Source organism: Epilithonimonas bovis DSM 19482, assembly GCF_900108115.1.
Classification (GTDB): domain Bacteria; phylum Bacteroidota; class Bacteroidia; order Flavobacteriales; family Weeksellaceae; genus Epilithonimonas; species Epilithonimonas bovis.
The window spans coordinates 23,320-36,257 of record NZ_FTPU01000012.1; the positions used below are offsets into that span (position 1 = coordinate 23,320).

Sequence of the window (12,938 nt, forward strand, 5' to 3'; positions counted from 1 at the left end):
TATTGATGAACATTCAGAGATACAGTTTTTAAAATTAGTTAAAATCTTAATTACAAATCTACTGAACATTGTATAAATTAATGCAGACTTCTATTTTTGATTGTAATATTCATCAGAACAATCGCCATTAATATTAAGAAAATACCCAACCACTGTATCAAAAGCACTTCTTCGCCTAATAAGACATGAGCCATCGTTACAGAAACAGGCAGCTCCAGCGATGAGATAATACTACCCAAACCTAAGCCTGCTTTAGGAAAACCGAGGTTAAACAAAATGGGAGGAAGTATGGTTCCAAATAGCGCAAGTACAAAACCATAGGACCAAAAAATGGAAAAGTCAAACGCTTTTATGGGCGCTGTAGATTCGGCATAATTCTGATAAATTTCTCTCAGACTTTCAAAGGAAAAAGGGCCAATCTGAGTAAAGAACGAAAAAAGGAAAACTACAGCTGACCCGCCTGTAACCATGATGATACTTTTTCTGAGAACCGGCAGGTTGGTCCCAATCCTGTTAGATGTAAACATTGTTATCGTAAATGAACACGCAGCTGCCAGGCCCCACAACAGGCCGCGCCAGTCTAGATCTATTTCCATATTGATAATGTTGGTGGCCAGCAATGTTCCGATAATTACTATACAAACAGCTATCACTTTTCTTAACTGAGGAAATGTTCTCGTAAGGACACTTTCTAAAACTACACTCAACCACACAGACTGCATGAGGAGTACAATTGCAATAGAAACATTAATGTACTGCACCGAGATATAGTAGAAAAGGCTTGTACAGCCCAAAGATGTTCCGGCGAGCAGGAGTTGTTTAATCTGTTTCCTGTCTGGCATTTCCAGTTTTTTCTGAGATGTGGAAGTTTGGATCACATTCAGGATCAATAATCCCAAAAACCCTATAACAAACTGGGAAACTGTAACTTCCGACGTTGTATAACCATCTTTATAGGACAACTTTACAAAAGTTGCTAACATCCCATATATCGCAGATCCCAGACCTACAAACAGAACACCTTTTAATATATTTTTATCCATTTTTCTAATGAGCAGCCAACAATCGCCTGCTGTATTATAAATATTATCCTCATATTTTATTGACGCCCGGCTGATCTCAGCCATCTAGAAATTTGAGGATTGCAAACCTAAACATTTTCAGATAAAAAAAAAGTCAGTCATAAAGTCAGTCTTTTTTGGTTGGCAATCATTTTGCACCAGAATTTTTAAATTTTACAATTAATTATTGTAGGATTGTTCATAAAAAACATAACTTAGTGAATATTTTTAATTATGGATTATAAATTTTCAGACGGTTTGAACCGCGTGTTCAAGCAAAGCAAGAATGAAGCAAGGCGTTTGCAGAGCGAGTTTCTGAATACAGAGCACTTCCTATTAGGAATTATCAAGACTGAAAATTCCGCGAAAGAAATCCTTGAAAACCTTAACGCAGATCTTACCCAGATAAAAAGGAAAATTGAGACCCTAAGTGCGGTTAATACCAATCCTTTTACTGCCAATATGGGCAGCATATCTTTTACAAAAATGGCTGATCAGGCTGTCAAAAGATCAGAATTAGAATGCCGACAATATCAGTCTGCCGATATCAATACCGTGCACCTTTTACTCGGCATATTATACAAGCAGGAGGATCCTTCTTCCAACATCCTGCAGGCTTATGACGTAGATTATGATGCGGTGCAGAAGGAATACAGGAAAATGCTCAAAAATACAGATCAGCTGCCGCAAAACAGCGCGTATGATGATGACGAAGAAAAAGAAGAACCTTACAGCCAAATGAGAAAACCGGCTGGCAACCTTGGTTCTCAAAAAAGCAAAACACCTACGCTGGACAATTTTGGCCGTGACCTGACTGCACTTGCCAGGGATGGTAAGCTGGATCCTGTTATCGGCCGTGAGAAAGAGATTGAGAGAGTTTCTCAGATCTTATCAAGAAGGAAGAAAAACAATCCGCTTCTGATTGGTGAGCCTGGTGTTGGTAAATCTGCCATTGCAGAAGGCCTTGCTTTGAGAATCCAGCAGAAAAAGGTGTCCCGGGTTCTTTATGGCAAACGGGTCATAACACTGGATTTAGCGAGTCTGGTTGCCGGAACCAAATACCGTGGGCAGTTCGAAGAAAGGATGAAAGCAATCATGACAGAGCTGGAAAAAAACCGGGATGTCATCCTTTTCATTGATGAATTACACACCATTGTTGGTGCAGGAAGCTCTACAGGAAGCCTGGATGCTTCTAATATGTTCAAACCCGCACTTGCAAGAGGAGAGATCCAATGCATCGGAGCAACGACTCTCGACGAATACCGTCAGTACATCGAGAAAGATGGCGCGTTGGAAAGAAGATTCCAAAAGGTAATGGTTGAGCCAACTACGATAGAAGAAACAAAGCAGATCCTTCATCAGATCAAGGATAAATACGAAGACCACCACAACGTTCATTATTCTGACGAAGCCATTAACGCCTGTGTGAACCTTACTGCAAGATATATCACAGATCGGTTCCTGCCGGACAAAGCAATTGATGCGATGGACGAGGCCGGATCCAGAGTGTATATCAAGAATATGAAAGTGCCTACAGAAATCATCGATCACGAAAAAAGGATCGAGGAAGTGAAGGATCTTAAACAGAAAGCAGTGAAAGCTCAGGATTACCTGGAAGCCAGAAAACTGAAAGATGAAGAAGAACGCCTCCAGATTGAGCTTAACCTTGCTCAGGAGCAGTGGGACAAGGATGTGAAGGAGAAAAAAGAAGAAGTCATCGAAGAAAATGTGGCAGAAGTAGTTTCTATGATGAGTGGTGTTCCTGTAACCAAAGTAGGTAAAAATGAGTTGGACAAACTGGCTCAGATGGATGACAAACTCAACGGAAAAGTAATCGGCCAGGAAGATGCTGTTAAGAAGGTGGTGAAAGCCATACAAAGAAACAGAGCCGGGCTCAAAGATCCTAACCGACCAATTGGGACGTTTATATTCCTTGGGACAACTGGTGTAGGTAAAACGGAACTAGCCAAAGTAATGGCCCGCGAATTATTTGATTCCGACGAAGCATTGATCCGAATTGATATGAGCGAGTATATGGAGAAATTTGCCGTATCGAGATTAGTTGGTGCGCCTCCGGGATATGTTGGGTACGAAGAAGGCGGACAGTTGACAGAAGCGGTAAGAAGAAAACCTTACGCTGTTGTACTTCTGGACGAGATCGAAAAAGCGCATCCTGATGTCTTCAACATCTTATTACAGATTTTGGATGAAGGCCACGTTACCGATTCCTTAGGAAGAAAAATCGATTTTAGAAATACAATCATCATCCTAACATCTAACATCGGAACCAGAGACCTCAAAGACTTTGGTGATGGTGTAGGATTTGGTACCAATGCTAAGAAAACCAATACCGATGCAAGAGCAAGAGCCACGATAGAAAGTGCGCTTAAAAAAGCATTTGCACCAGAGTTCCTCAACAGGATTGATGATATCATCATCTTCAATTCTTTGGAACAGAACGACATCAGAAGAATTATCGATCTGGAATTGGGCAAACTTTACAGCAGATTAGAAAAACTGGGCTATCAGGTTGAATTAACCGATGAGGCCAAAGATTTTATCGCAGAAAAAGGCTGGGACAAAGACTTTGGTGCAAGACCGCTTAAAAGGGCTGTCCAAAAATACATCGAGGACTTGTTAGCAGAAATGTTGGTAAACAAACAGTTCAGTGAAGGCCAAAAGGTTGTTTTGAAACTCAATGAAGCCAAAGACGGCCTGGAGGGCGAGACCCAAAAAGAAATAAAGGAAAGTGTAAAATAACTTCCGTTCAATAATAAAAAAGCCACTTCAGTAATTTGAAGTGGCTTTTTTATTTCTAGAAATCAGGTGATAATTTAAAATAGGACTTCTATTGTATTCAGATTCTCGCAGTGAATCTGCCTAATCTGTAAAATCAGTGAGAGAAATTATTTTATTACTAACTGGGTTTTTAATATCAGAGATTAAAAAGAAAATTCCAAATACCTATAAATTTTACAATCCTACCACAAAACCTACACTCGGGACAAAACCACTGCTGAAAATACTGCTCCTCTCCTTCCACAGGACGTTATACATGACCCCAAATTGTATAAAAGCATTGTTACCAATACTTTGCATATAACCGCCGCCAAGATAGAGCGCTGTCTCGTCTTTATCAAATTTATATCCCGTATATTTTTCTTCGGAATTAATAAAATACTGCTGAAGATTGGCTCCCAAAAAGAACGACCGGGCAAAATAATAATTAACAAATGGCCCAACCCCGAACATTGTCGATTTATAATAATTAGATGTTTGCCAGGATACATTGCCTATTATCCCACCTTCCAGCTGATCTGTAATCTTATATCCAACCCTGGGAGAAACCTGCAGATTAAAATAACTGTCGCTGCCAAATCCCAAGCCTAAGCCTCCACCAAAAGTCCACCGGTTGTTTTGTGTGCCAGAGTTGACGGCAACTTGTGAAAAACCTAAAATACTTATCACTAAAAACAGGAAACTAACTAATTTTTTCATCATATCGATTTTTTCAATGTTTAAAATTATGGTTTTTTTGCGAAAGTTTTAATTGTATTTTTGCATTCTCAAACTAAGGGCTCCCGTGAAGAGTTCCGTAAAATTGAAACATAATGAAAATAGTAGTTGGCCTCTCCGGAGGCGTAGATTCCAGCGTAACGGCTTATCTCCTGCAACAGCAGGGCCACGAGGTTATCGGTCTTTTTATGCGTAACTGGAACGATGCTTCGGTAACTTTGGAGGACGAATGTCCGTGGATCGAAGACAGTAATGATGCGCTTCTCGTCGCACAAAAATTAGGCATCCCTTATCAGGTTATTGATATGAGCGAGCTTTACAAAGAGCGCATCGTAGATTATATGTTTGATGAATATCAGAAGGGGAGAACGCCCAATCCCGATGTTCTCTGCAACAGGGAAGTAAAATTTGATGTCTTTATGAAAACGGCGTTGTCGCTTGGTGCTGAGAAAGTGGCAACCGGGCATTATGCCAGAGTAGAGTCGACTTTTGACAACAATGGAAAAGAGATTTTCCACCTTTTGGCAGGAAAAGACAATAATAAAGACCAATCCTATTTCCTTTGCCAACTCAGTCAGGATCAGCTTTCCAAAGCGTTGTTTCCGATCGGGGAATTAACGAAACCAGAAGTGCGGGAAATTGCGAAAGAACAAGGCCTGGTGACGGCTGACAAAAAAGATTCTCAAGGTCTTTGCTTCATCGGGAAAGTGAGTTTACCCACTTTTCTACAACAACAATTGGTTCCAAGAGAAGGCGAAATTGTAGAAATATTCAATGATTTTGCTGAATATGCTAAACCTCAGCCCAAATTCAATTCAAAACAAGAAGAGTTGGAATATCTGTCTGCAAAAATCGATTATAAAAAGGAGGACGGAAAAGTCATCGGGAAACACCAGGGTGCACAGTTTTTCACCATTGGGCAAAGCAAAGGTTTGGGAATAGGAGGCCACAAAGAGAGTTGCTTTATCATCTCCCGAGAGATGGAAAACAACATCATCTTTGTTGGTGAAGGCAGAAACTTCCCGGGACTCTTCCGCAAAGCTTTGAAAATAGATAATGCCGAAGTGCATTGGGTAAGAGAAGATCTGAGGTTGAAAAACGGCGAATCTATGAATGTTCTGGCAAGAATCCGTTACCGCCAGGCTTTGGAAAAAGCGACCATTTATCAATATGAAGAAGGATTCTATATGGAATTTGATAATCCTCAATCAGCGATTGCCGAAGGACAATTTGCCGCGTGGTATCTGGATGATGAATTAATTGGTAGTGGTGTGATTGCCTAGACAATTAGTCGAATCACAAATAAAAATAATTGACCTTTCAGAGATTCTGAAAGGTTTTTTTTATTCATTAAACTGAAAATTCTTCGACTCCGCTCAGGATGACATTGCCAATATTATTTTCTATTCATAGTTAAGCTAGGCAGATTCGAAGCCTCAGATTATAAAATAATGATCAATAATTTCATTAAAAATTAAAAAACCTTGTTCATCTATATATTTCAATTTTTCGTCGACAAATATCTGTCATTCTTCTATAACTTAATATTAATGGCACTTTCAGGCACAGGTATTGAACATACTAAGCAAGAACGCTAATTAAGATTAGCAGTTAAAATAAAGATTATGAAATCGTAAGATTGCATATGACCTTTAAACCAAATAAAAATTTTGCATATGAAAAAGTCAGTTTTAGCAGCAAGTTTATTGATTGCATTCGCTGCTGGTGCACAACAAGGAAGAAATGATATGAGGAACGTAAAAGTTGAAACGCATCAACCTCAAAAAGATTTTGCAGGAATAAGATTGACACCAGACCAGCAAAGAAGATTGGATGCCCTCTCAAGAGAACGATTGACCGAAAGAGAATATCAGGCAAAAATCAGAAAAATACTGAACAAGCAACAATACGAGAATTATATGGCCTGCCAACACAAAGACTGGAAAAAAGACAGAGACTTTGCAATGAATGGCCCTAGAAGATAAATCAAATTTCTCATGAAACGCTCGGATTACCGGGCGTTTTTTATTTAATTCCCTGCCAGCCAATCTTTAAAATCTTTCACTCTATCCCGGCTTACTGTAATCTCTTCATCTGGCTGATATTCCAGATCTACTTTGTAAACTGGCGACGTATGAATGTTTTTGATATAATCGGAACTGATAATAAACTGTCTGTTAACCCGGAAAAATTTTGTTTCGTCCAAAACTTCTACTAATTCGTCTAAAGTGAAGTCTGTCGGAAAATTGCGCTCTTTGGTCTGCAGATACACAATTTTATTTTCGCTGTAGAAACAACTGACATCATTGATGGAAACCACTTTGAGATTATAGCCAATTTTCACCAAAATCCTGGATAGCGTTGCTTTTTCTTTCTTAACTATTTGTCTGATTTCCTGCGAATTAACACTTCCTTCTTCCGGCAGGAAAGATTTGAATTTTTCAATCGCTTTTGCCAGATCTTCTTCTTCAATGGGTTTCAAAAGATAATCAATACTGTTTAGTTTGAAGGCTTTTAGTGTGTACTGATCAAAAGCGGTTGTGTAGATGATAAAAGCCTTGGTAGAAACTTGATCAAAAATATCAAACGATAAACCATCACCCAAAACAATATCTGAAAAAATCAGTTGTGGATGTTCATTTTCCTTAAACCAGTCTACTGCTTCTTCCACAGAATTAAGGCTTGTAACAACTTCTAAATCAGAAAACAAGCTCAATAATTTTTGCAACCTTCTGACTGCCGGTTTTTCGTCTTCGATGATGATCGTTCTTATCATTTTTTTTTAAAACATTTTTTAATTAAGCCCCATAGGCACAATAGAAAAATTATTGGACTATGTTTTTAAAGTCATTTATACTTTTCTGTCAGTTCTTTTATTTTCCTGTCTTCCCAATCTTTTCCTAAAAAATAACCTGGGCAGAAAACGCCTGCAGCATGCGCTGCCAATCCAATTCCCCAGAAAAATGGTGTTGCCCAGATTTCCCAGCTCCAGAAGCTGTGCTCTGCACGAATCTCGCTCCAATTGGCAAAAATAAGAAATAGATTGACTAAAATATAGATGGTTAAATGGGTATAAAAACCTTTTAGCTGCTTTACTTTCCTTACCGCCTCCAAGTAACGGATATCATTTTCGTTATAAGTTTCCATGGTTTTGCTTTTTGATTTCTTTATTAATCATATCATTCTCCCAATCAGTATTGAAAAAAAACAATTTAATCCCTCTAATGGCGAGAATCAATCCCCAGATGATAAAAACCCAGGAAATGTGCATCTGACCCAGATTCTCCGGAAAACCTTGCCTGAAGAACTTGATCCCATAAACGATTGCAAATACAATTGCAAATACAAGGATGCCTGTATAGAATTTTTTGATTCTTTTGACCCTTTCCACGGCCAATTCGTAACGTTGGTTTTCTGTATTAATATTTTCCATTGTGATCGCTTTAAAAATTATTTTTGATTGTTCATGATCTCCCTGATCTTTTTCTCTTCCCAATTTTTACCGATGGCAAAAGTGTTCATCGCATGGGCTGCCAATCCAATTCCCCAGCCTAACATTGGCCAGTAAAACCAAAGCTCCTTGGGAGAAGTAATCAGATTGATAATGATTAAAAATGGAATAACGATGCAGTAGGAGATCAGGTTTCCGTAGAAACCTTTCAGTTCTTTTACTCTTTTTACCGCTCTTTCGTAAGCGATATTTTCTGTTGGCTGTGGGGTGTAAGTTGTCATTGTTTGAGTATATTTTTCTATTAATATTGGGATTTTTACTTTGAAAGATGCTTCTGATTTTTCTATAAAAACATTTTCTTTGGTAAGAAGGGCATAACGCTGGACGATGTTGGCCAAACCAATACCGGCGCTCTCTTTGAGTTGCTCTCTGTGCTGAAGGTTGTTTTCGATACAAAGAAATTTGCCTTCGGTAAAGATTCTGATATTAAGCGGTTTATTTGACGTTGCGAAGTTATGTTTGATGCAGTTTTCCAGTAATAACTGTAAAGAAAGCGGGACTACAAATCTTTGCAAATCATCTGTATTGATATCGAAAATGAAATTAACACTGTCTTCGAACCTGGTTTTCAGCAGATTGCAGTAAATTTCAGCAAATTCTACCTCATCTTCCACATGCACCATTTCTTTATCTTTCTGCTCGAGAACATAACGGTAAATTTTTGACATCGAGGTCGTGAATTTCTGTGCCTGCTCGGGATTTTCGTCAATCAAAGCGGTTAAGACATTCAGGGAATTAAAAAGAAAATGTGGATCCAACTGATTCTTGAGCGATTCGAACTGGGCGTTGGCAGATTTGGCAATCAGTTTTTGCTCCACCACTTCTTTTTTGGTATTCTTTTTCAGCTCTTCCATAAAGCCTTTTGCATGGAGAAAAGCCGAGATCATCAGCGCAAAATTGATCATAAACCAATTCGCAAAATTGTATCTTCCGGAAAAGAATTGCGTACTGTCCGCCGCGCCCTGTATCAATACAAAATTGATATAATTGAACAGGTAAACCAAAATAACATTCAGGATAACCGTCAAAACGATACCAAGAATCGTACGCCGTTTTGTTTGGTCAACCCAGGAAAAACGCTTATTAAGATAATCGTTAAGAACGCCGTTGCTTATTCCCATTCCAAAAGAGTACATGGCCGAAATCAAAAAATTATAGACAAAACCTTCAAAATTCTTTTGATCAGAAAAAAATAAAAAGAAAAATAAACTGGATCCCAGCGTTATCCAAAGTAATGTGATGAGTGATTTTCTTTCCATTTCTTAATTTCTTGGTTCAAAATTATTCTAATAGAAGAAGTTAAGCAATTATTACTGACCGAACGGTAAAAAAATCCGACTGAATGGTAGAAATATTAAGATGCCCTTAAGAAAAAAAGGAACACTATTTGCTTTTGAGAGCCTGTAATAACTAATTTTTATGAAGAGAAATTTTGAAATACTGTTCGCAGGATTATTCGGGACCGTTGCTGTTCTGAGTGTTATCGCTACAAGGAAATATTTTAAAAATAAATCTTACAACAGCGAATACTCGGATCATCATCTTCTTTTCGGTAATTCTTCCAAAACTTACGCGGCTCCCGGAGATGGTGTAGAATTAGACGCATTTTTATAGAGTTTAACATTCAATATCAATATATTTTAAGGTTCCGGTTCTCAAAAAGCCGGAATTTTTTTGTGGAAAACTTTCGAAAATTTTAAGACAGATTTTATTTTCCAAATGATACTTTTGGAACAGTAATTCCAGTCAATTTTATCGCAAATCAAAGATTCGATGAAGTCAAAGGTGGAAATTTTTTTTCTTTATTAACTTCTTTAAGACGCAAAAATTTGCGACCTACAGGGACCAATTAACAACTTTTCCTTTTATGTTTTTGTGATAATTTTTATCAACTTATGTCAGATTTAATACCAAAAGGGCAAGGCGCCCAGCGTAATGTGACCAACCGATTCGATAGATATACCTTCGAACCGGAAGATTACGAATTGGATAAAATCAAGACTCAGGTGACAGAAGTTTTTCCGAAAACAATTATCAACATCGTTAAAAGCCCGGATCTTATGATGGATTACTCTATGAATCCCTATCAGGGCTGCGAACACGGCTGTTCCTACTGTTTTGCGCGGCCAACCCACGAATTTTGGGGTTACAGCGCAGGCGTCGATTTTGAAAGAAAACTGATGGTCAAAAAAAACGCGCCGGAACTCCTGGAAAAAACCTTTCAAAAAAAATCGTATGTGCCCAAGCCCATCATGCTATCCGGCAATACAGACTGTTATCAGCCAATAGAACGTCAATTTGAGATTACGCGGAAACTGCTTCAGATTTGTCTGGATTACCGGCATCCGGTTTCCATTATTACAAAAAACGCTTTGATTCTGAGAGATTTGGATATTCTTGAAAAAATGGCAGAAAAAAACCTGATTTCGGTATCGATGAGTATTCCGACCCTGAATGAAGATTTGAGACGCGTAATGGAACCAAGAACTTCGACAGCAAAAAACAAATTGAAGGCGATCGAAGTTTTATCTTCCCACCATATCCCGGTAAATGTGATGATTGCCCCTGTGATCCCCGCTTTGACAAGCGATGAAAGCCTCGGTATTATGAAGTCTGTCTCCGAAGCTGGCGCCAGAAGCTGCGGCTACACTTTGGTAAGGCTAAATGACACGGTTGAGCCTGTTTTTGTACAGTGGCTTGAGGCGCATTTCCCCGACAGAAAAGACAAAGTCCTGAATCTCATCCGCTCTATGCGAGGCGGGAATCTGGGAGAGAAACGTTTTTTCCAGCGATATCAGGGCGAAGGCAATATTGCAGAAATGATTCATAAAACCTTTGAGATTGGGAAGAAAAAATTCTTTGCCGGCAAAGAAAGGGCTCAACTTACAACAGAACATTTTACCGGAAGCAGAACGCAACAATTACGGTTATTTTAAAGTCAAATTTTTCTCTTCAATCTAACAAATATTATTTGCTAATCAGCATAATCAGTGATAAAACCGTTGTATTCTTTTGAAATGTTTTGATTAGCTTTGCGTATTAAAAACCACGAAGACACAGAAGATTTTAGAAAGTTTTTTGAAGTACAAATAGTATTTGAGCTTATCATTTTCTGTTAGAAAACTCTAATCTTTTTTTATGTGGTTGTAAAATTTATTTAGTTTTCCCCAATGAAGCAATTTTCCGCAAAACGCAGCATACAGATTCTCGCCCATATCCTTGAACAATATGGCATCGATAAAATCATTATTTCCCCGGGCTCCAGGAATGCGCCTTTGGCCATTCATTTTTCGGAGATTGATGCGTTCCAGTGTTACAGTATCGTAGATGAGAGGTCTGCTGCATTTGTAGGATTAGGGATTTCCAAATCCATCAGAAAACCTGTCGCCATTACCTGTACAAGCGGTTCTGCTGCGGCCAATTATTATCCAGCAATTGTTGAGGCTTTTTACCAGAACATCCCTCTTTTGGTCCTTACCGCAGACAGGCCATCGGACTATGTTGATATTTTTGACGGTCAGACGATCCGTCAAAAAAATATTTTCCAGCAGCATTCCTATGGTGATTTTGAATTGCTGGAAGATGATAAAGACGGCGCGGATGATTACAACTTTGACACTATCAAAAAAGCGGTTGAACTTTGCTTTGAGAAAAGTGGCCCTGTACACATCAATATTCCTTTAGCAGAACCTTTATACAATCTGGTAGAAGAATTGCCGGTGATGCCCGCTGTGGAAAAAACCATCAAAAAGGATAATTATGAGCTGCCTTCCAGCCTGATTGCTGATTGGCATACATCCAAAAGGATTATGATTCTTGCAGGCACGCTGTTGCCCAATCCTGAGCTGGAAACCCAGCTTTCCCAATTGGTGAAAAATCATACGGTAGTGGTGTTGACCGAAATGAATTCTAACCTGCAGCACGAGAAATTTTTTGCTCATATAGACCGTTATATCACCGATTTCTCTGAGGAAGATTACCATACTTACGCTCCCGATTTACTGATAACCATTGGCCAAAATGTGGTGTCCAAAAGAGTGAAGCAATTCCTGAGAAAAGCCAAACCAAAGCAGCATTGGCATGTTGATCCTTACTGGCAGCCGGATACCTATTATGCCCTTAGCCAAAAGATCGAGACCAAGCCAGAAGTTTTCTTCGCCCAGTTACTGAATTCTATCAACCTAGAGCCGCGGCCTTACTTCAACCTTTGGGATATTCTTAAGGATAAAAAGGATGCAAAACATGAGGAATTCCTAAACAGGGCTCCATTTTCGGATTTTTATGTTTTCAAGATCCTGTCAGAAAACATCCCCGAAAAATATAAAATCCATTTTTCCAACAGTTCGGCAATCCGATATGCGCAATTGTTTGATTATCAAAAATTTGATATTTTCTGCAACCGCGGGACCAGTGGGATTGATGGCTGTACTTCTACGGCCATGGGATTTGCGATGATGGAGGATGACCCCACCATCCTGATTACCGGTGATCTCTCTTTTTTCTATGATATCAATGGCCTGTGGAACAAATACATCCCGCCTTATACCAGAATAGTGATTTTTAACAATGGCGAAGGCAATATTTTCCGTATTATCCCGGGACCAAGTGGTACTAATGCGCTGGATGAGTTTATTGCAACGGAACACCATAAAAACGCTGAGCTGTTGGCCAAAAATTTTGGCTTTGATTATATCCGTGTAGAAGATGAACTTTCTCTGGATCGTGTTTTGCCTAATTTTTACAAGCCAGACTCAAAACCCAAAATCCTTGAGGTTATGACTGGCGAATGTAATAATGCAGATGTCCTGAAACAGTATTTTGAAGCATTGAAATAGCACTTTAAAACGTTT

12 protein-coding genes are annotated in these 12,938 nt (G+C 38.9%); 6 read left to right on the forward strand and 6 right to left on the reverse strand.

Features of this window, described 5'->3' with window-relative positions:
• Positions 1–77 precede the first annotated feature (77 nt).
• Positions 78–1,043, reverse strand: a complete 966-nt coding sequence (locus B0B05_RS06720; RefSeq protein ID WP_076782958.1) for an EamA family transporter — start codon at positions 1,041–1,043, stop codon at positions 78–80.
• A 252-nt stretch (positions 1,044–1,295) separates the two neighbouring features.
• Here B0B05_RS06720 and B0B05_RS06725 point away from each other — a divergent pair, with 252 nt between their 5' ends.
• The gene (locus B0B05_RS06725; protein ID WP_076782897.1) at positions 1,296–3,821 is read left to right on the forward strand and encodes an ATP-dependent Clp protease ATP-binding subunit; all 2,526 of its coding nucleotides are present in this window, start codon (positions 1,296–1,298) and stop codon (positions 3,819–3,821) included.
• Between the two features lie 213 nt (positions 3,822–4,034).
• Here B0B05_RS06725 and B0B05_RS06730 read toward each other — a convergent pair whose 3' ends face one another.
• Complete coding sequence (locus tag B0B05_RS06730) at positions 4,035–4,562, reverse strand: hypothetical protein (RefSeq protein ID WP_245799233.1); 528 nt, start codon at positions 4,560–4,562, stop codon at positions 4,035–4,037.
• Positions 4,563–4,672: 110 nt separating this feature from the next.
• Here B0B05_RS06730 and mnmA point away from each other — a divergent pair, with 110 nt between their 5' ends.
• Together mnmA and B0B05_RS06740 are read left to right on the forward strand one after the other, a co-directional pair.
• Positions 4,673–5,860 carry a tRNA 2-thiouridine(34) synthase MnmA gene (mnmA, locus tag B0B05_RS06735; RefSeq protein ID WP_076782899.1) on the forward strand — a complete coding sequence of 396 codons (1,188 nt, stop codon included), beginning with the start codon at positions 4,673–4,675 and terminating at the stop codon, positions 5,858–5,860.
• A 393-nt stretch (positions 5,861–6,253) separates the two neighbouring features.
• Positions 6,254–6,562 carry a hypothetical protein gene (locus B0B05_RS06740; protein ID WP_076782900.1) on the forward strand — a complete coding sequence of 103 codons (309 nt, stop codon included), beginning with the start codon at positions 6,254–6,256 and terminating at the stop codon, positions 6,560–6,562.
• 44 nt (positions 6,563–6,606) lie between these two features.
• Here B0B05_RS06740 and B0B05_RS06745 read toward each other — a convergent pair whose 3' ends face one another.
• The 4 genes from B0B05_RS06745 to B0B05_RS06760 all read right to left on the reverse strand — a co-directional run bounded on the left by B0B05_RS06745 (position 6,607) and on the right by B0B05_RS06760 (position 9,347).
• Positions 6,607–7,353, reverse strand: coding sequence for a LytR/AlgR family response regulator transcription factor (locus B0B05_RS06745; protein ID WP_084173899.1), 747 nt, complete (start codon positions 7,351–7,353; stop codon positions 6,607–6,609).
• Positions 7,354–7,424: 71 nt separating this feature from the next.
• Complete coding sequence (locus tag B0B05_RS06750) at positions 7,425–7,724, reverse strand: 2TM domain-containing protein (protein ID WP_076782901.1); 300 nt, start codon at positions 7,722–7,724, stop codon at positions 7,425–7,427.
• Positions 7,711–8,010, reverse strand: coding sequence for a 2TM domain-containing protein (locus B0B05_RS06755; protein ID WP_143745963.1), 300 nt, complete (start codon positions 8,008–8,010; stop codon positions 7,711–7,713). Before B0B05_RS06755 ends, B0B05_RS06750 begins: the two co-directional genes overlap by 14 nt.
• A 17-nt stretch (positions 8,011–8,027) precedes the next feature.
• The gene (locus B0B05_RS06760) at positions 8,028–9,347 is read right to left on the reverse strand and encodes a 2TM domain-containing protein (RefSeq protein WP_076782903.1); all 1,320 of its coding nucleotides are present in this window, start codon (positions 9,345–9,347) and stop codon (positions 8,028–8,030) included.
• 160 nt (positions 9,348–9,507) lie between these two features.
• Here B0B05_RS06760 and B0B05_RS06765 point away from each other — a divergent pair, with 160 nt between their 5' ends.
• The 3 genes from B0B05_RS06765 (at position 9,508) to menD (ending at position 12,923) form a co-directional block, all read left to right on the forward strand.
• The gene (locus B0B05_RS06765) at positions 9,508–9,702 is read left to right on the forward strand and encodes a hypothetical protein (protein ID WP_076782904.1); all 195 of its coding nucleotides are present in this window, start codon (positions 9,508–9,510) and stop codon (positions 9,700–9,702) included.
• A 281-nt stretch (positions 9,703–9,983) separates the two neighbouring features.
• Positions 9,984–11,024 (forward strand): PA0069 family radical SAM protein, encoded by a 1,041-nt coding sequence (locus tag B0B05_RS06770; RefSeq protein WP_076782905.1) that lies wholly within the window; start codon positions 9,984–9,986, stop codon positions 11,022–11,024.
• A 234-nt stretch (positions 11,025–11,258) separates the two neighbouring features.
• Positions 11,259–12,923, forward strand: a complete 1,665-nt coding sequence (menD, locus tag B0B05_RS06775; protein WP_076782906.1) for a 2-succinyl-5-enolpyruvyl-6-hydroxy-3-cyclohexene-1-carboxylic-acid synthase — start codon at positions 11,259–11,261, stop codon at positions 12,921–12,923.
• Positions 12,924–12,938: the final 15 nt, after the last annotated feature.

What these genes read in the sequence shown, in the direction of transcription:
- B0B05_RS06740 (WP_076782900.1), top strand. Translation starts at nt 6,254, where the DNA reads ATGAAAAAGTCAGTTTTAGCAGCAAGTTTATTGATTGCATTCGCTGCT.
- B0B05_RS06745 (WP_084173899.1), bottom strand. Translation starts at nt 7,353, where the DNA reads ATGATAAGAACGATCATCATCGAAGACGAAAAACCGGCAGTCAGAAGG.
- B0B05_RS06750 (WP_076782901.1), bottom strand. Translation starts at nt 7,724, where the DNA reads ATGGAAACTTATAACGAAAATGATATCCGTTACTTGGAGGCGGTAAGG.
- B0B05_RS06760 (WP_076782903.1), bottom strand. Translation starts at nt 9,347, where the DNA reads ATGGAAAGAAAATCACTCATCACATTACTTTGGATAACGCTGGGATCC.
- B0B05_RS06765 (WP_076782904.1), top strand. Translation starts at nt 9,508, where the DNA reads ATGAAGAGAAATTTTGAAATACTGTTCGCAGGATTATTCGGGACCGTT.
- B0B05_RS06730 (WP_245799233.1), bottom strand. Translation starts at nt 4,562, where the DNA reads ATGATGAAAAAATTAGTTAGTTTCCTGTTTTTAGTGATAAGTATTTTA.
- B0B05_RS06770 (WP_076782905.1), top strand. Translation starts at nt 9,984, where the DNA reads ATGTCAGATTTAATACCAAAAGGGCAAGGCGCCCAGCGTAATGTGACC.
- B0B05_RS06755 (WP_143745963.1), bottom strand. Translation starts at nt 8,010, where the DNA reads ATGGAAAATATTAATACAGAAAACCAACGTTACGAATTGGCCGTGGAA.
- B0B05_RS06720 (WP_076782958.1), bottom strand. Translation starts at nt 1,043, where the DNA reads ATGGATAAAAATATATTAAAAGGTGTTCTGTTTGTAGGTCTGGGATCT.
- menD (WP_076782906.1), top strand. Translation starts at nt 11,259, where the DNA reads ATGAAGCAATTTTCCGCAAAACGCAGCATACAGATTCTCGCCCATATC.
- mnmA (WP_076782899.1), top strand. Translation starts at nt 4,673, where the DNA reads ATGAAAATAGTAGTTGGCCTCTCCGGAGGCGTAGATTCCAGCGTAACG.
- B0B05_RS06725 (WP_076782897.1), top strand. Translation starts at nt 1,296, where the DNA reads ATGGATTATAAATTTTCAGACGGTTTGAACCGCGTGTTCAAGCAAAGC.